Genomic DNA, 16648 nt, shown 5'->3' with positions numbered 1-16648 from the left:
TTCTTATTTTCATAGTTTAAGAATCTGGCATTTTGTCCACAATGGGTTAGTGAAGGGACGGTGCGAGAGATGAGAAGCAGAACAATGGTTTGGGCATATTTATTAATTTTATCAATTGGAACTATATTGAGTTTATATATACCGAAAAATGAAGCAGTACAAGCAAAGGAAGAAATTGTAATACCTGGTGAAGCGATCAGGCTTAGAATTCTGGCTAATAGTGATATGGAATCTGACCAGGCTTTAAAACACCTGGTGAGAGATAAAGTAAATGAAAATATTACCCTTTGGGTGAAGGACCTTACATCAATAGATGAGGCAAGAACACTGATTCGTTCTAAACTTCCAGAAATCCAGAAGATCGCTGAGAATGTTGTGGAAGAACAGAAATCAGATCAAAAGGTAAAAGTGAATTTTGGAAAGGTTCAATTTCCAACGAAGCTTTACGGTGAGTTTTTATATCCAGCAGGAGAATATGAAGCCATTTTGATAACACTTGGCGAAGGTAAAGGAGCAAACTGGTGGTGCGTACTGTACCCGCCGCTATGCTTCCTTGATTTTTCAAGCGGAACAGCAGTCAGTGCAGGATTTTCAGATAAAAAGTCCGACAATGATAAAGAAGCAAAAGTAAACGAAGATACAAAAGAAGTAAAAGAAGAATCAAATACAGGAACTGAATTAAATGAAGAGCTAAAACACGAAGCCGAGGTAAAGGAAGAAACAGTTAAAACAGAAATCCAACAATCTGTTAACAAAGAAAAAGAGGAATCAAAAACAATAGTAAAGGCCGAGCCGGTAAAAATAGAGCAAAAGGAAGAAGCAGCAACTGAAAAAGCAATAGAACCAAATGCTAATGTGGAAGAGGTAAAACATGACAAATCAGAACAGGAAGAACTGCATGAGGTAAAGAAGGCTTCCGTCTATACAGCCGATGATGAAAAACCGGTCGAAGTGAAATTTTTTGTAGTAGAACTATGGGAGAGAATATTTAATTAAGAGAGTTGGCGGATTGCCAGCTCTCTTTTTCTGTCAATAAAGAGCCAAAGTACCCTTTTTTTATTAAAAATAAATTAAAAGATGAGAAGTGTCTACCATTTATTTTACAGCTGAGGGACAAGTCCATTACAAATCCCTTACAAGGGTTTTTTTTATGAGAAGCGGGATATATAAAGGGTGTAACGTCAAAAATCTTCTAAAGGAGTGGATCTTAAATGGCTAAAAAGGATAATAACAACGATAAGATGTCTCGTGAGGAAAGAGGACGTAAGGGCGGCGAAGCAACGAGCCGCAATCATGATCGTGAATTCTATCAGGAAATCGGCCGGAAAGGCGGAGAATCTACTGCTGAGAAACATGACAAGGATTTCTATCAGGAAATTGGCCGTAAAGGCGGAGAAACGACAGCTGAGACCCATGACAAGGAATTCTATCAGGAGATTGGCCGGAAAGGCGGAGAAGCCACCGCTGAAAACCATGATAAGGATTTCTATCAGGAAATCGGCCGTAAAGGTGGAGAATCCACTGCTGAGAACCACGACAAGGAATTCTATCAGGAAATCGGCCGTAAGGGCGGCGAGGCAACACGTGATAAGCATGGCGATGATTTCTATGAGGAAATCGGTGAAAAAGGCGGAGAAGCCAGAAATAGAAAAAAAGACTAAAATAGTCACTTGAATAATAGAAAGATCTTCCAAAGCCAGAGTAGCGAATCGTTGCTCTGGCTTTTTATATTTCAGAAATGAATGGTTCCTTCTTCCGGTTTTCCTGGTTCTACTTCTATCAAAAGTGCATATCAATGGAAGTAGAAAACTAAAATCGGGGTGAAAAAAATGCAGGCGGTTATTCGTTGTGCGGAGAAAGTGGACTTTAATAGAATAGTAGACTTTTTGGAAACAGCTGGTTTGGGAACGGAAGGGATTTCAACAGAGAAACTGCCCTACTTTCTGTTAATGGAAAATAGCATGGGTGAAATTAAAGGAATGATGGGTCTTGAGTCTTTTGGGGAATCAGGATTGTTACGGTCGTTAGTGATTACACCGGATATGGGCGAGAAGGACCTTATCTTTCTTTTTAAAGAAATGATGCTTCTTGCAAAAAAAAGAAGGGTATTTAACCTGTTCCTTGCCACGAATAAGAAGGGAGCATTGGACTTTTTTCATGTACTAGGATTCCGGGAAACGGAAAGAGAGAACCTTCCAGAAGAATTAGTTCACTCTCCACATATTAAACACATTTTAAATGTGGATAACTCAATATTTTTAAAATTTTCTTTTTAATTGTGGATATATCCACAAAGTTATCCACTGTTCTGAACACTTTATCCACATTTTGTGGATAAAACTTGTATTTACCATCACCATCTTTTATACTTTCAAGCGTACTTATTAAAAAAATGCCCGACTATAAGGGTTGAAAATATAATTTACGTTTGGAAAAAAGGTGGACTTTAGATGAAAACAATTCTTTTGTCAGTGGATAAGTCTGTGGATAATCTAATGGACAATCCACAGGTTGAAAAAGCGGCCTCATTGTTAGCGGAAAATGAAGTGGTTGCCATCCCGACTGAAACGGTTTATGGACTCGGAGGAAACGCTGAAAATGATGATGCTGTGCAAAAAATATTTAGTGCTAAAGGCAGGCCTTCAGACAATCCTCTCATTATTCATATAGCAGATAAATCGCAGTTAAATGGTTTTGTGGAGGAGATTCCTGAAAAAGCATCTATATTAATGGATAAATTTTGGCCAGGTCCGTTAACGATTATTTTTAAAAAGAAGCCAGGCGTTCTGTCTGAAAAGGCAACAGCAGGTCTGGACACAATTGCAGTCAGAATGCCGGATCACCCTGTAGCGCTGGCCATTTTAAAAAAATGCGGCCTTCCAATTGCAGCACCAAGTGCAAACAGCTCTGGCAAACCCAGCCCTACCACAGCTAAACACGTAAAGGATGACCTGGAAGGAAAAATTGCGGGAATAATCGATGGCGGCCCGACTGGTGTGGGAGTGGAATCCACGGTAGTCGATTGCACAGAACAAGTTCCAGTTATTTTGCGCCCAGGCGGGGTTACAAAGGAGCAGCTTGAAAAGGTTATTGGAGAGGTAGTTACAGATCCAGCACTTTTAAATGAAGCGGAGAAGCCGAAAGCGCCGGGCATGAAATACAAGCATTACGCGCCTGACGCCCCGATGTATTTGGTTAAAGGAAGCCAGAAATTTCTTCAGGAACTCGTTGATGAAAAAAGGAAAAAAGGCCTCCGTGTAGGGGTTTTAACTACTGAAGAACGGCAGGAGGACTACCAGGCAGATATCGTCCTTGCCTGTGGAAAAAGAGAATCTCTTCCGACAGTAGCCAGTGCGCTTTACGATACTCTACGTTCATTTAACGATGAACACATGGACATTATTTTCAGTGAAGTTTTTCCTGTTGAAGGGGTCGGCCAGGCAATCATGAACCGCCTCCTCAAGGCAGCCGGAAATAAAATCATATCAGAATAACGGGTGGGCCACACCTCCACAATAGGAGGGTGGTTCTTTCTTTTGGAAAAGATCTTAATCAATCATTTCTTAGGGGTAATCGATCATTTTGGGCAATTAATCAATCATTATGGGGGACATATCAATCATGAGAAGGATCATCATTATAGAAAAACCTTTACGGTGTTGAGCCCTATCAATCATTTCTAAGGAGTAATCGATCATTTCGGACAATTAATCAATCATTTTGGGGGACATATCAATCAAGTTAAGGATACAATCAATCATTTACTGTATTTATCTTTCTGGAACCATGATTTTGGCTATTTAAAAGGCCAGGCAAGGGGCCTGGCCATGGTAATTGAATTTTTTTCCTCGTAAGTTACCTTTTTTATAGAAAACCCCTATTGAGTTGGGGCCAATCAATCATGTCTTGTGGGAAATCAATCATTTTGAACAATTAATCAATCATTTTCGGGGACATATCAATCAAGTTAAGGATACTATCAATCATTTACGGAAAATTATCTTTCTGGAACCATGATTTTGGCTATTGAAAAGCCAGGCGAGGCCTGGCTCTGGTAATTGAATATATTTCCTCGTAAGTTACCTTTTTTATAGAAAAACCTTTACTGAGTTGGGGCCAATCAATCATTTCTCAGGATTAATCGATCATTTCGGACAATTAATCAATCATTTTCGGAGACATATCAATCAAGTTAAGGATTCAATCGATCATTCATCTATCTGGAACCCTGATTTAATCTAATTGAAAAGCCAGGCAGTAGCCTGGCTCTGGTAATTGATATAGAAAAACCTTTACGGGTTTGGGCCTAATCAATCATTTATTAGGAGTAATCGATCATATCGGACAATTAATCAATCATTTTGGGGGACATATCGATCAAGTTAAGGATTTAATCAATCATTTACGGCAAATTATCTTTCTGGAACCGTGATTTTGGCTATTGAAAAGCCAGGCGAGGCCTGGCTCTGGTAATTGAATCTATTTCCTCGTAAGTTACCTTTTTTATAGAAAAACCTTTACTTAGTTGGGGCTAATCAATCATTTCCCAGGCTTAATCGACCATTTGAACGATTAATCAATCATTTTCGGGGACATAGCAATCAAGTTAAGGATTCAATCAATCATTACTGCATTTTTTTCTGGAATTTTGGCTTCTGGATCTGCGGAGAATTTACCTCATTTATAGAAAAACCTTTATTGAGTTGGGCCTAATCAATCATTTTAAACCCTTAATCAATCATCTTCGGACACTTATCGATTAAGCCTGTCATCTCATGCTTTTTCCTAGAAACCTTATTCTAAAACGTTTAAGACGAGCATAAGCTGAAATAGCAAGTCCGAGGGACGGGGTGGTAGTGATGTCAGCAGTGCTTGGGGAATTGCTTACGCTATTGTTAATGGCGTTTGCGCTAGGAATGGATGCTTTTTCAGTAGGCCTCGGAATGGGAATGTACCAATTGAGGCTTAGGCAGATCTTTAAAATAGGCATAATGATTGGAATCTTTCATATTTGGATGCCGCTGGTTGGCATGATTGCCGGCAAGTTTTTATCGGAAACATTCGGGACTCTTGCTACATATTTAGGCGGCCTGCTGCTCATTATACTTGGGTTGCAGATGATTTGGTCCAGCTTGAAAAAAGATGAAGGAAGCGCGATTAAGCCAGAGGGCTTCGGCCTGCTTGTATTTGCGTTGAGTGTTAGTCTTGATAGCCTCTCGGTAGGGCTTTCACTTGGAATTTACGGAGCTAGAATGGTGATGACTATTCTTTGTTTCGGAATTGCTGCCACCGTTTTAACCTGGGCAGGCCTTTTGGCCGGAAGAAAGGTACAGGGATGGCTGGGTGCCTATAGTGAAGCGCTTGGCGGAAGTATATTGCTAGCGTTTGGTATCAAACTCCTTTTTCCATTTTGACCCGTTGTCTTAAAAAATGGTTTTAACACCCGAAGTGGGTGTTTTTTGTTTTAAAAAGGAAAAAATGGTTAAATTTTTATAAGGAGTATTGGAATACACAAAAAATGACTTATAATGTAAGAAAAGGAGGGCGCCAAATGCATCGCATATTGTTCGTGTGCACAGGTAATACATGCAGAAGCCCGATGGCAGAAGCCATCCTGAAGAGTAAAAATTTAAAGGATATAGAAGTGAAATCCGCCGGGGTCTTTGCCTCGAGTGGAAGTGGTCCATCCGCGAATGCAAGGAAGGCCTGGGAGGAAAATGCTATTCAGCATGACCATCAGTCAAAGCCTGTCACCAAAGAGCTTGTCGATTGGGCAACGCTTATTTTCACGATGACAGCCTCTCATAAGAATGCCCTTATTGGGAACTTTCCTAAAGCCGGGCGAAAGACGTTTACACTAAAGGAATTTGCCGGAGAAACCATGAACCATGATGTTAACGACCCATATGGCGGAAATCTTGATATCTACCGAACTACCTATAAAGAGTTAGAGAGTTTTATCGATCGTGTCATTGAAAAAATAAATAGACTATAAATCACCATCAGGGGGAGCAAAATGAAAGCAAAAAGGAAGTACAAGTTTGGGCTGAGGAAAAAGCTTGTTTTTTTTACAACAATACTCGCACTTATCACCTATTCAACCAGTGAAATTTTTATTTACTTCATTTATCCTTTTATATCAAACTATATCCAAGAAGGAATTTTCACTTTAGTAACCTTACTTCTTGGGGTAATTTGGTCCGGAATTCTAGCCTTTTTTGCTGCCCGGTTTATTATAAAGCCGCTTCAGAAGCTTGAGGCAGTCGCTCTAAAAGCAGCTGATGGTGATATCAGCCGGGATGTCGAACTTTCCAAGTCTGATGATGAGATCAGGTCCCTTGGAAATGCCTTTAACCTTATGCTTGAAAGTCTAAGAGAGATGGTTCATAAAATTGATGAGAACTTTATCGAGACCAATAAAAACGTGATACATATTTCGGACAGATCAGCTGCTGCCTCTCAACAGGCGGAAAGCATCTCAAGAACCATTAATGAAATCTCCATGGGAGCGGAGAATTCAGCTGCTTCCATTCAAACAACAGCCGAGTCTGTTGAGGAAGTTATTTTAATAGCGGAAGAGGTTCAGGAAAAAGCAAAAACAGCTGAAAATGTATCAAAGGAAATGGTTAAAGATCTCCAGGTTTCCAAGGAGGTTATTCAATCCCTTGTTTCCGGAATTGAGCTTCTGGCTCAGGACAACCGTGAGTCATTAACAACGGTGAAACATCTGGAGGAAAATGCAGCAAAGGTTGAACAAATCATTCAGCTGGTTGGCGATATTGCTTCCCAGACAAACCTTTTGGCTCTAAATGCATCAATTGAGGCTGCAAGGGCAGGTGACCATGGCAGAGGATTTGCTGTTGTCGCAGAGGAAGTCCGCAAGCTTGCAGATGAAAGCGCCAAAGCAGTTCAAGGAATATCGGAATTGATTAAAAGTATCCAGTCTGAGGTTCAAAATGTAGTAAAACAAATCTCAGGTCAGGTTGATACGGCCAATGCTGAAGCGAAAAAAGGAACTAGGACCAATGAAGTCATAGAAGAAATGACGGTAACGATTAACGATATGGCTGGCATGGTTCAGTCCATTACTGGACTGGTCGACCGCCAAATGGAGAGCATCCGCCATACGGCAACACAATCGCAGGAGGTAGCGGCGATTGCAGAGGAGACATCGGCAGGTGCGCAGGAAGTGGCTTCCGCTACAGTGGAACAGGCTCATGTGATTGAAGGAGTCGAACACCTTGCAGCTGACCTTACGGAACAGGCAGCAAAACTCAAGGAGACCATTACAAGGTTTAAACTATAATATGAAGCTCTCTCTAGGTCAGGAGGGGGCTTTTATTTTTCAAAAAATCAATAGCTTTATAATTTCGACTGAATGTGTCAAAATAAAAATGGAGTTTTAATTGAACGGTATTTTTAAGGAGGCAGGGAGTATGAAAGTAGCGCTGGCTTCAGATCACGGCGGAGTAAATATTAGAAAAGAAATTGCGGGATTATTAGAGGAACTGGGCATTGAATATAAAGATTTTGGCTGTGAATGCAGCACTTCGGTGGATTATCCGGATTATGCCCTTCCGGTAGCAGAAAAGGTTGCAAACGGTGAATTTGACCGGGGTATTTTAATTTGCGGTACAGGCATCGGTATGAGCATTGCGGCGAATAAAGTAAAAGGAATTCGCTGTGCGCTTGTTCATGATACGTTCAGCGCAAGAGCAACACGCCAGCATAACGACAGCAATATTCTTGCGATGGGTGAACGTGTAATTGGACCAGGACTGGCAAGAGAAATTGCAGAAGTTTGGTTGACAGAAGAATTTCAGGCAGGACGCCACTCAAACAGAATTGGAAAGATTTCTGAATACGAAAATCAGAATTTGTAAAGCTTATTTCTTGGCTAAATAGAGAAAAACAAGGTTATCCGCCTAAAAAGGACTTGGCGATTCTAAGTTTTTCTAATCCTACCCGGAAAAAATGGAGGGAATGCAAAGATGGCAGAGACTCTTGAACAATGGGAAAAAGAATTTGCTTCTGTTATAAGCCAATTTAAGGAGCAGGCAGATCTTAAGCCCGGAGCTTTATTAGTGGTTGGCTGCAGTACAAGTGAGGTTATAGGCGAGAAAATAGGCACAGCCGGGACCTTCGATGTAGCGGAAATGATTTTTCGCCAATTGAAAAAGCTTCAGGAGGAAACGGGTGTGGAGCTTGCTTTTCAATGCTGTGAGCATCTAAATCGTGCACTGGTAGTGGAAAGTCGTACAGCTGATACCCGGAATTTGGAGGCTGTTTCTGTAATCCCGGTTCGTAATGCTGGGGGAGCAATGGGAACCTTTGCGTACGAGCATATGGAAAACCCGTCGGTGGTAGAATTTTTGAAAGCTGAGGCGGGAATTGATATTGGCGACACCTTTATCGGGATGCACTTAAAGCATGTGGCCGTTCCGGTGCGTATTAAACAAAAGAGCGTCGGCGGTGCACATGTAACCTTAGCAAAAACAAGGCCAAAATTAATTGGCGGAGAGAGAGCCGTATACGAAAAAACAAATAGTAATCAAGCTTGCCACTAGGACTCCATCAATAGGGTCCTTTCTTTTTTGGGAGAAAGGATAGTTGTCCTTTCTTTTTTAGGCATGAACATGCTAAACTAAAATGGGAATTTTCTAAAGATTGTTTTTTAGCTAATCAGAATTAAAAATTCTGAACGTTTAAGTAAAACTAGGACATTCGCCATAATGCTTGTTCGAATGCCCGGTTTTTCTAATATAAAAGAACTGAGGGGGATAAACCATGAAACATTTGGCACAGCAGGATCCACAGCTTTTTGAGGCAATGCAGCAGGAATTGGGCCGTCAGCGCACAAAAATTGAATTGATTGCATCAGAGAACTTTGTAAGTGAAGCTGTAATGGAAGCACAAGGCTCTGTTCTTACAAATAAATATGCAGAAGGATATCCGGGCAGACGTTACTACGGCGGCTGCGAATATGTTGATATAGCTGAAAATATTGCACGCGATCGCGCTAAGCAAATATTTGGTGCGGAACACGTAAATGTTCAGCCGCACTCAGGTGCTCAGGCAAACATGGCCGTTTATTTTACAATTCTGGAGCACGGCGATACTGTGCTGGGCATGAATTTATCCCATGGCGGACATCTTACACACGGAAGTCCTGTTAACTTCAGTGGTGTTCAATATAATTTCGTTGAATATGGCGTGGATGAAAATACACACAGAATTAATTATGACGACGTTTTGGAAAAAGCCCGTCAGCATAAGCCAAAGCTCATTGTTGCTGGAGCAAGTGCCTATCCTCGTGAAATTGATTTTAAAAAGTTCCGTGAAATCGCTGATGAGGTAGGAGCTTACTTTATGGTTGATATGGCGCATATTGCTGGCCTTGTTGCAGCAGACTTGCACCCAAGCCCAGTTCCTTATGCTGATTTTGTTACAACCACAACTCATAAAACATTACGCGGACCTCGCGGAGGAATGATCCTCTGCAAGGAAGAATGGGCTAAAAAGATCGATAAATCCATCTTCCCTGGCATCCAGGGCGGACCACTTATGCATGTCATTGCAGCAAAAGCAGTAGCTTTTGGTGAAACTCTTCAGGACAGCTTCAAGGAATATTCCAAGCAGATTATCGAAAATGCTAAGCGTCTTGCTGAGGGTCTGCAAAAAGAAGGCTTGAAACTTGTATCAGGCGGAACGGATAACCACCTACTTCTTATTGACCTTCGTTCACTTGGCTTAACAGGTAAGGTTGCGGAAAAAGTTCTTGATGATATCGGCATTACAGTAAATAAAAATACCATTCCTTTTGATCCTGAAAGTCCATTTGTGACTAGCGGAATCCGAATCGGAACTGCAGCGGTTACGACCCGCGGGTTTGGCCTGGAGGATATGGATGAAGTTGCTTCTATCATTTCCCTGGCTCTTAAAAACCATGAAAATGAAGAAACTCTTGCTGAAGCAGGTAAGCGCGTTGAAGCTTTGACAGGTAAATTTACCCTTTATCCAGAACTATAATTACCTTTTAACCGGCCATATCATTGGGCCGGTTTTTTCTTTTTGAATTGCGTGTCGAAGGATTGGTGTTTTTTTAATTTATCATAGTTGCCCAATGAAATATTTTTCTGTAAAATTAGACGAAGTGTGAAAAGGCAAAGTTTGCGACATGATTTGCTTATTTTTGCAGAACTTAAATAGAAAAGCGTAAGCGACCCGTTAAGCGGTGTAAGGGATATGAAGAAAGGCTAAATTCGCCACGTCCTGTGGCAACGCCTTTCTGACCTGCTTCCTGCAGGCCTCCGTTTCGACTGATATAAAGGAAACACGAAGAGCAAAGCGATTCGTTGTTGACTTATCGTAGGGAGAAGTGGGTTGGCCTCTAGATGCACCAAGTATCACCTAACGGTCATACTTGATGCAAGATATTCAAATAGACTTTTCGAAGTTGAAAACTCGCTGGGCGCTGGAGCTAGACATTAATTAAAAGTTCCAAAAGAAAATTTAAAAAGGGGCGATAGCTGTGGCAAAGGTTTACGTATTTGATCATCCACTGATTCAGCATAAACTAACTTACATAAGAGACAAAAGCACAGGAACGAAAGAGTTCCGTGAACTGGTTGATGAAGTAGCAACATTGATGGCTTTTGAAATTACAAGGGATATGCCTCTTGAAGAGATTGAAATTGAAACACCTGTAAGCCTTACTAAATCAAAGGTTCTTTCTGGTAAAAAAATTGGTATTATTCCAATCCTGCGTGCAGGGATCGGAATGGTAGATGGAATACTTAAATTGATTCCGGCAGCAAAAGTGGGCCATATCGGTCTATATCGTGACCCTGAAACCTTAATGCCCGTTGAATATTATGTAAAACTTCCAAGCGATGTGGAAGAAAGAGACTTCATCGTTGTTGATCCAATGCTTGCTACAGGCGGTTCAGCAATAGAAGCCATTAACTCCCTGAAAAAGCGCGGAGGAAAAAACATTAAATTCATGTGCCTGATTGCAGCCCCAGAAGGTGTTGAGGCAGTTAAAAATGCTCACCCTGACGTGGACATTTATATTGCTGCTCTTGATGAAAAGCTGAATGACCATGGATACATTGTACCTGGCCTTGGAGACGCAGGGGACAGATTGTTTGGAACTAAATAATAAGAGAAAAAGCCAGCCGAGTCGGCTGGCTTTTTGTATACTTTCCTTTTTAATGAAAACCCTATAAATGCGGAAAAGAGTGGGAATTTCGCGGAATAGTCCGCAAATTCGGCGGATAAGTATGGGATTTTCGCGGAAAAGAGACCAAAATTGGCGGAAAAGATGAAATTCTAAAAAGGGGTAGGGATCACAATGAAATTTCTTGCTGCCGCTTTAGCGGTTTTCCTCATTTTACCAGGTACAGCAATGGCAATTGGAAGACCGCTTGTGGTTCCTCCTGTTCCCTATGAAAAGGAACAAATTGCTATTGTGCTTTTAAAGGAGCCTAAAACAGAATCCCAGATTAAAGCGCTGCTCTCCTCTTATCCTGGACTCCAGCTTCGTCATATTTTCTCTGAGGCGCTTTATGGTTTTTCTGTTAAAGGGGATGCTGAGACTATTGGCAAACTCTCCTTCAAAGAGGACATTATGAAGATTTCACCTGCCTATTCCTATCAGGCTGATATGGAGGAAAACATAAAGATGATAGGGGGAGAAGCGGTACGCGGTTATTTTGATAAGCTTGACAGGCGTCTTACGGGGAAAGGAATTACAGTTGGAGTAATCGATACAGGCCTTGATTATACACATCCGGACCTCAGGAATAACTACTCAGGAGGCCATGATTTGGTAGACGGTGATGCCGACCCAATGGAAACAAAGGTTCAGCAGGGTCTCCCGACTATTCACGGAACCCATGTTGCGGGGATTATTGCTGCCAATGGAAAAATAAAGGGCGTGGCTCCGGAAGCAAAGATTATTGCCTACAGGGCGCTGGGCCCGGGTGGATCTGGAACAACAGAACAAATTCTTTCTGCAATTGAACAGGCTATTAAGGATAAGGTGGATGTCCTAAATCTATCATTAGGAAACGAGATAAATGGTCCGGACCTTCCCATCAGTCTTGCTCTTAACAAAGCTGTCGATAAGGGAATTGTCGCAGTAGCAGCCTCTGGAAATTCAGGGCCCAATGTGTGGTCGGTTGGTTCACCTGGCACAGCTTCAAAAGCCATTTCAGTAGGGGCTTCAACACCTATAATGAATATTCCTTTCTTATTAATAGAAGGAACTAGTGAAAAAATCCGTTTGGAACCTATGGCGGGTTCAGGTCAGTGGGATACCAGCAGATCAATGGAGCTGACTGTAGCCGGAATGGGGAAAAAAGTAGAGCTATCAGATGCAAAAAATAAATTTGTCCTGATAAAAAGGGGCTCTACTACCTTTACGAAAAAGGCCAAAAATGCACAGAATGCAGGCGCCAAAGGTGTAGTAATTTATAATAATACGAATGGAAGTTTTATCGGGAATTTAGAAGAAGCGCTTCATATTCCCGTTGTCTCTGTCAGTAAAAAGACGGGAGAATTTTTAAAAAAACAGATAGAATTAGGAAATAATTCGATACGGATAAGTATGGAAGAGGAACAGGACAGGCTTGCAGCATTTAGCTCGCGGGGTCCTGTTACGGGTACTTGGGAAATTAAGCCGGACGTTGTTGCCCCCGGAGTAGCCATTAACAGTACGATTCCCGGGGGCTACATGGCACTTCAAGGCACAAGCATGGCAGCCCCTCATGTTGCCGGGGCTTGCGCACTAATCCGTCAGGCGCATCCTGATTGGTCACCGCTCGAAGTAAAAGCAGCCCTGATGAACACAGCCAAGCCTATCTCCAAAGGAATCCAAAAGCCCTACCGAACTTATGAACAGGGGGCTGGAAGAGTGCAAATCCTGGAGGCTGTTCAGGCTGCCTCACTCGTGCTGCCAGCATCGCTCCACTTTGGAAAGTTTGGGACATCAGGCCTGAGTGACCAGAGCGAAGCGGTTTTAACCATTGAAAATAAAAGCTTAAAGACCAGAACATATTCTTTTCGGATGCCTGAAGCGGAGGAAGGATTAGATTGGCAGCTTCCTCTATCATTCACGCTTAATCCTGGCGAAAGCCGGAGAGTGAAAGTAGGGCTCAGGGTAGATGAAATATTATCGCGGAAAAAGATTTATGACGGCCGGCTTGAATTGGAAGATGGAACAAACGTAATAGGAATTCCCTATTTGTATGTGGTTGAGGAGCCTGGGTATCCAAGGGTTATGGGGTTTGATTTGACGCAGGGAGATAAACCGGGAACCTTCAGGTATGAGGTTTATTTACCTGGCGGGGCGGATGAATTTGGCATCGCACTTTTTAATCCGGAAGACTATCGCTTTGTTGGATTCCTAGATATAAGCCGGAATTTGAAGAGGGGGATGATTCAAAAGGAGATTGCTGCTGAGATGATTCCTGAAGAGGGAAGATATCTTGCAAAGGTCTTTGCAAAAAAGGCAAATCAGGAAGATTATATTGAAACGGAATTAATCTTTCCGGAAAAAGAAGAAATTGGCAGGAATTGAAATAATTCCTGTCTCTTTTTTCGCTAATTTATTAACTATAGGAATACCTTGTTTGGTATAATGAGTTTGTGAAGAAATTCACTCCAAATGCATTGACATTGACTAGGGGCTATTGTATGCTTACAAAGGGCATAAAATGGTAGGGTTTTCACCATTTTCATTCTAATATTCGACACGTGAATATGTTGGAAAACTCTCAATTATTTTCTAGTTGCCTTTTTCACATTCTCTAAATGAGAGGATGCGATGTTATGCGTCGAAATGACCGCCATCCGTTACAAGCAATGGCTCTCATGTCAGCTATTGTCTCTCAATTAGTCGGATCCATTCTGATAGGAATTTTCCTAGGAAGATGGCTGGATCGGCATTGGGACACAGAGCCGCTTTTCTTAATTATCGGATTGTTGCTGGGTTTAGCCGCTGGCACATATTCAATGCTCCTTTCAATCCGCCATTTCTATTCAGGAGAATAAACCACCATGCCAGATTTTAGACAAATGTACAAAAAGCAACAGAGAATGGTGTTTTTTTTGTTGTCTGCATATGTTTTAGGCTGGGGCTTTACTTCTTATAAATCTATTTTTTTGGGTTTAATCCTCGGAACTTGCTTCAGTTTTCTAAATCTCTGGTTATTAGTAAGAAAAACAGAAAGCTTTGATAAAGCTGTTTCAGAGGGGAAAAAAGTCCGCTCGTTAGGATCGCTTTCAAGAATGGCGACAGCGGGAATTGCCGTAATAATCGCATTAAGATATCCGGGGGATTTTAATATTCCTGCTCTAGTTTTGGGACTAATGACATCATATATTGTCATTATGATAGATTATTTTCTTCAATCTTTACATAAATAACACAGGAAGCGAGGTGAGATTTTATGCATCACGAAGCACCCATAGTGAAATTTATGGGCCTTTACTTCAATTTGGCAAACATCCTAATGATCACGATTGCCAGTGCAATTGTCTTTCTTATAGCAGTTCTTGCTACACGAAAGCTGGCGTTAAAGCCAACTGGCATGCAAAACTTCTTTGAATGGGTCTTAGACTTTGTTCGCGGAATCATCAATTCTACGATGGATTGGAAGGAAGGCGGGAGATTCCATATTCTTGGAATTACGCTTTTAATGTATATTTTTGTATCAAATATGCTTGGCCTGCCATTTTCAATCGTTTATGATGAAAAGCTTTGGTGGAAATCACCAACGGCTGATCCAATTATCACATTGACGCTTGCTGTTATGGTTGTGGGTCTTTCCCATTACTACGGCATTAAGCTGCAGGGTGGCAAAGGATATGCAAAAGGGTTTTTCAGCCCGATGGGATTCTTATTCCCGCTTAAAGTAATCGAGGAGTTTGCTAATACGCTTACTCTTGGCCTGCGGCTATACGGTAACATTTATGCAGGTGAATTGCTTCTTACTCTACTTGCAGGAGGCCTGGCGCACACAAGTATTATTGGCATGATAGCAGCAGTGCCATTAACAATGGTCTGGCAGGGATTCTCAATCTTTGTTGGCTCAATCCAGGCATACATTTTCACAATGTTAACGATGGTTTATATGTCACATAAAGTGAGCCATGACCATTAATATATACCTGTTCATTTTATGAGCAAAACAAAAAAAATTATTTATACATTTCCAGGGAGGAACAAAAAAATGAATCTTATAGCAGCAGCAATTGCAATTGGTTTAGCAGCAGTAGGCGCAGGTATTGGTAACGGTCTTATCGTTGGCCGTACAGTAGAAGGTATTGCACGTCAGCCTGAAGCACGTGGTTTACTTCAAACTACAATGTTCATCGGGGTTGCGTTAGTTGAAGCACTTCCGATCATCGGCGTAGTTATCGCGTTCATGGTTCTTAATCGATAATTTTATCGAAGAATACTAATGGCGGAGAGGAGAAATCAAACCTTCGCCATTCATTTATGTCTTAAGTAAATGATGTTGTGTGGGACAAACCATAAACTTAGTTTTCGTAAGTGAACGACTCTTGAAAGGAGTGAATCGAGCGTGTTAACAGACAGCTTAGTATTGGGTGCTGCAGAACATGCGCAGTTAAATACTGGGGATATCTTTTTCCAGCTTATTGTGTTCATTATTTTGCTTGCACTTCTGAAAAAATTCGCGTGGGGCCCATTAATGGGTATCATGAAACAGCGTGAAGAACTAATCTCCAGTGAAATTACGGCTGCTGAAAATAGCCGTTTAGAAGCTACAAAGCTTTTAGAAGAACAAAGAAATCTTTTAAAAGAAGCGCGCACTGATGCACAGCATCTAATGGAAAACGCCAGAAAGCAAGGCGATGTACAGCGTGATGAAATCATTTCAGCAGCGCGTACCGAAGCTGAACGTATTAAAGAAGCTGCAAAGCTTGAAATCGAACAGCAAAAGGAACAGGCAGTAGCCGCCATTCGCGAACAAGTGGCTTCCTTGTCAGTATTGATTGCATCTAAAGTGATTGAAAAAGAACTTAGTGCAGAAGACCAGGATAAGCTTATTAACGAATATATTCAAGAGGCAGGAGAAGAGCGATGAGCAACTCCATGGTAGCGAAGCGCTATGCGTTGGCTCTTTTCCAAATTGCGAAAGAACAGCAGCTTCTTGATAGTATGGAAGAAGAACTTCGTGTAGTTAAAGAAGTTTTAAACAGCAGCTCTGAACTAAATGCAGTTTTAAAATCCCCAAAACTTTCAAATGAAGAGAAAAAAGGGATTTTAAAAGGCGCATTCGCATCAACAAGCCCATATGTTCAAAACACTTTAATGATTTTGATTGACCGCCACCGCGAAGATCAAATCACTGAAGTGGTTGATGGATTTATTGAGCTTGCCAATGATGAAAGAGGAATTGCGGAAGCCAAGGTATACAGCGTACGTCCGTTAACGGATGAAGAACGCGCTGCTATATCTCAGACTTTTGCTGAGAAAATCGGCAAACAATGGCTCCGAATTGAGAATATAGTAGATACAAATCTTTTGGGCGGAATTAAACTCCGCATTGGCAACAGAATTTATGACGGCAGCCTGCGCGGCAAGCTGGATCGTCTTGAACGTAAATTGTTAAGCTAA

General features: G+C 41.5%; 19 protein-coding genes. All 19 read left to right on the top strand.

The genetic code is table 11. From position 1 onward, the window contains the following. The first annotated feature begins 69 nt into the window (after nt 1-69). Complete coding sequence (spoIIR, locus tag G8761_RS05670; RefSeq protein WP_166024524.1) at nt 70-996, top strand: stage II sporulation protein R; 927 nt, start codon at nt 70-72, stop codon at nt 994-996. A gap of 215 nt (nt 997-1211) precedes the next feature. After that, the gene (locus G8761_RS05665; RefSeq protein ID WP_166024522.1) at nt 1212-1661 is read left to right on the top strand and encodes a KGG domain-containing protein; all 450 of its coding nucleotides are present in this window, start codon (nt 1212-1214) and stop codon (nt 1659-1661) included. A 168-nt stretch (nt 1662-1829) separates the two neighbouring features. Beyond that, entirely contained in the window at nt 1830-2276 is a 447-nt protein-coding gene (locus G8761_RS05660; protein WP_166024520.1) for a GNAT family N-acetyltransferase, read from the top strand. Nucleotides 2277-2450: 174 nt separating this feature from the next. Further along, the gene (locus G8761_RS05655) at nt 2451-3494 is read left to right on the top strand and encodes an L-threonylcarbamoyladenylate synthase (RefSeq protein WP_166024518.1); all 1044 of its coding nucleotides are present in this window, start codon (nt 2451-2453) and stop codon (nt 3492-3494) included. Nucleotides 3495-3536: 42 nt separating this feature from the next. Further along, complete coding sequence (locus tag G8761_RS05650; protein ID WP_166024516.1) at nt 3537-3683, top strand: hypothetical protein; 147 nt, start codon at nt 3537-3539, stop codon at nt 3681-3683. Between the two features lie 1176 nt (nt 3684-4859). Beyond that, nucleotides 4860-5414, top strand: a complete 555-nt coding sequence (locus G8761_RS05645) for a manganese efflux pump MntP (RefSeq protein ID WP_166024514.1) — start codon at nt 4860-4862, stop codon at nt 5412-5414. A gap of 137 nt (nt 5415-5551) precedes the next feature. Continuing rightward, the gene (locus G8761_RS05640) at nt 5552-5995 is read left to right on the top strand and encodes a low molecular weight protein arginine phosphatase (protein ID WP_166024512.1); all 444 of its coding nucleotides are present in this window, start codon (nt 5552-5554) and stop codon (nt 5993-5995) included. A gap of 21 nt (nt 5996-6016) precedes the next feature. Then, nucleotides 6017-7306 carry a methyl-accepting chemotaxis protein gene (locus G8761_RS05635; RefSeq protein WP_166024510.1) on the top strand — a complete coding sequence of 430 codons (1290 nt, stop codon included), beginning with the start codon at nt 6017-6019 and terminating at the stop codon, nt 7304-7306. A gap of 130 nt (nt 7307-7436) precedes the next feature. Further along, complete coding sequence (rpiB, locus tag G8761_RS05630; RefSeq protein ID WP_027323475.1) at nt 7437-7883, top strand: ribose 5-phosphate isomerase B; 447 nt, start codon at nt 7437-7439, stop codon at nt 7881-7883. A 108-nt stretch (nt 7884-7991) separates the two neighbouring features. After that, complete coding sequence (locus G8761_RS05625; protein ID WP_166024508.1) at nt 7992-8567, top strand: TIGR01440 family protein; 576 nt, start codon at nt 7992-7994, stop codon at nt 8565-8567. Nucleotides 8568-8787: 220 nt separating this feature from the next. Beyond that, entirely contained in the window at nt 8788-10029 is a 1242-nt protein-coding gene (gene glyA / locus G8761_RS05620) for a serine hydroxymethyltransferase (protein ID WP_166024506.1), read from the top strand. Between the two features lie 502 nt (nt 10030-10531). Next, on the top strand, nt 10532-11161 hold the full coding sequence (gene upp, locus G8761_RS05615; RefSeq protein WP_166024504.1) for a uracil phosphoribosyltransferase: 630 nt from the start codon (nt 10532-10534) through the stop codon (nt 11159-11161). A 192-nt stretch (nt 11162-11353) separates the two neighbouring features. Continuing rightward, complete coding sequence (locus tag G8761_RS05610; RefSeq protein ID WP_166024502.1) at nt 11354-13582, top strand: S8 family serine peptidase; 2229 nt, start codon at nt 11354-11356, stop codon at nt 13580-13582. 251 nt (nt 13583-13833) lie between these two features. Then, on the top strand, nt 13834-14055 hold the full coding sequence (locus G8761_RS05605; RefSeq protein WP_166024500.1) for an AtpZ/AtpI family protein: 222 nt from the start codon (nt 13834-13836) through the stop codon (nt 14053-14055). Nucleotides 14056-14061: 6 nt separating this feature from the next. Continuing rightward, on the top strand, nt 14062-14430 hold the full coding sequence (locus G8761_RS05600; protein WP_166024498.1) for an ATP synthase subunit I: 369 nt from the start codon (nt 14062-14064) through the stop codon (nt 14428-14430). Between the two features lie 23 nt (nt 14431-14453). Continuing rightward, nucleotides 14454-15167 carry a F0F1 ATP synthase subunit A gene (gene atpB, locus G8761_RS05595; RefSeq protein WP_166024496.1) on the top strand — a complete coding sequence of 238 codons (714 nt, stop codon included), beginning with the start codon at nt 14454-14456 and terminating at the stop codon, nt 15165-15167. Between the two features lie 69 nt (nt 15168-15236). Continuing rightward, a complete protein-coding gene (atpE, locus tag G8761_RS05590; protein WP_027323467.1) occupies nt 15237-15449 on the top strand; it encodes a F0F1 ATP synthase subunit C in 213 nt (70 codons plus the stop codon). Between the two features lie 141 nt (nt 15450-15590). Continuing rightward, the gene (atpF, locus tag G8761_RS05585) at nt 15591-16115 is read left to right on the top strand and encodes a F0F1 ATP synthase subunit B (protein ID WP_166024494.1); all 525 of its coding nucleotides are present in this window, start codon (nt 15591-15593) and stop codon (nt 16113-16115) included. Continuing rightward, complete coding sequence (locus tag G8761_RS05580; RefSeq protein ID WP_166024492.1) at nt 16112-16648, top strand: F0F1 ATP synthase subunit delta; 537 nt, start codon at nt 16112-16114, stop codon at nt 16646-16648. The genes atpF and G8761_RS05580 overlap by 4 nt, the downstream gene beginning before the upstream one ends.

The sequence above is a fragment of the Neobacillus terrae genome (assembly GCF_011393025.1).
In the GTDB taxonomy this organism is placed as follows: domain Bacteria; phylum Bacillota; class Bacilli; order Bacillales; family Cytobacillaceae; genus Neobacillus_A; species Neobacillus_A terrae.
Note: the sequence above shows the minus strand (reverse complement) of the source record. Positions and strands in the feature narration are given on the sequence as shown.

Coding starts and splice junctions, on each gene's coding strand:
- atpB (WP_166024496.1), top strand. CDS start 14,454: ATGCATCACGAAGCACCCATAGTGAAATTTATGGGCCTTTACTTCAAT.
- G8761_RS05625 (WP_166024508.1), top strand. CDS start 7,992: ATGGCAGAGACTCTTGAACAATGGGAAAAAGAATTTGCTTCTGTTATA.
- spoIIR (WP_166024524.1), top strand. CDS start 70: ATGAGAAGCAGAACAATGGTTTGGGCATATTTATTAATTTTATCAATT.
- G8761_RS05660 (WP_166024520.1), top strand. CDS start 1,830: ATGCAGGCGGTTATTCGTTGTGCGGAGAAAGTGGACTTTAATAGAATA.
- atpE (WP_027323467.1), top strand. CDS start 15,237: ATGAATCTTATAGCAGCAGCAATTGCAATTGGTTTAGCAGCAGTAGGC.
- G8761_RS05600 (WP_166024498.1), top strand. CDS start 14,062: ATGCCAGATTTTAGACAAATGTACAAAAAGCAACAGAGAATGGTGTTT.
- G8761_RS05665 (WP_166024522.1), top strand. CDS start 1,212: ATGGCTAAAAAGGATAATAACAACGATAAGATGTCTCGTGAGGAAAGA.
- G8761_RS05655 (WP_166024518.1), top strand. CDS start 2,451: ATGAAAACAATTCTTTTGTCAGTGGATAAGTCTGTGGATAATCTAATG.
- G8761_RS05610 (WP_166024502.1), top strand. CDS start 11,354: ATGAAATTTCTTGCTGCCGCTTTAGCGGTTTTCCTCATTTTACCAGGT.
- G8761_RS05605 (WP_166024500.1), top strand. CDS start 13,834: ATGCGTCGAAATGACCGCCATCCGTTACAAGCAATGGCTCTCATGTCA.
- G8761_RS05635 (WP_166024510.1), top strand. CDS start 6,017: ATGAAAGCAAAAAGGAAGTACAAGTTTGGGCTGAGGAAAAAGCTTGTT.
- G8761_RS05580 (WP_166024492.1), top strand. CDS start 16,112: ATGAGCAACTCCATGGTAGCGAAGCGCTATGCGTTGGCTCTTTTCCAA.
- rpiB (WP_027323475.1), top strand. CDS start 7,437: ATGAAAGTAGCGCTGGCTTCAGATCACGGCGGAGTAAATATTAGAAAA.
- G8761_RS05645 (WP_166024514.1), top strand. CDS start 4,860: ATGTCAGCAGTGCTTGGGGAATTGCTTACGCTATTGTTAATGGCGTTT.
- G8761_RS05640 (WP_166024512.1), top strand. CDS start 5,552: ATGCATCGCATATTGTTCGTGTGCACAGGTAATACATGCAGAAGCCCG.
- glyA (WP_166024506.1), top strand. CDS start 8,788: ATGAAACATTTGGCACAGCAGGATCCACAGCTTTTTGAGGCAATGCAG.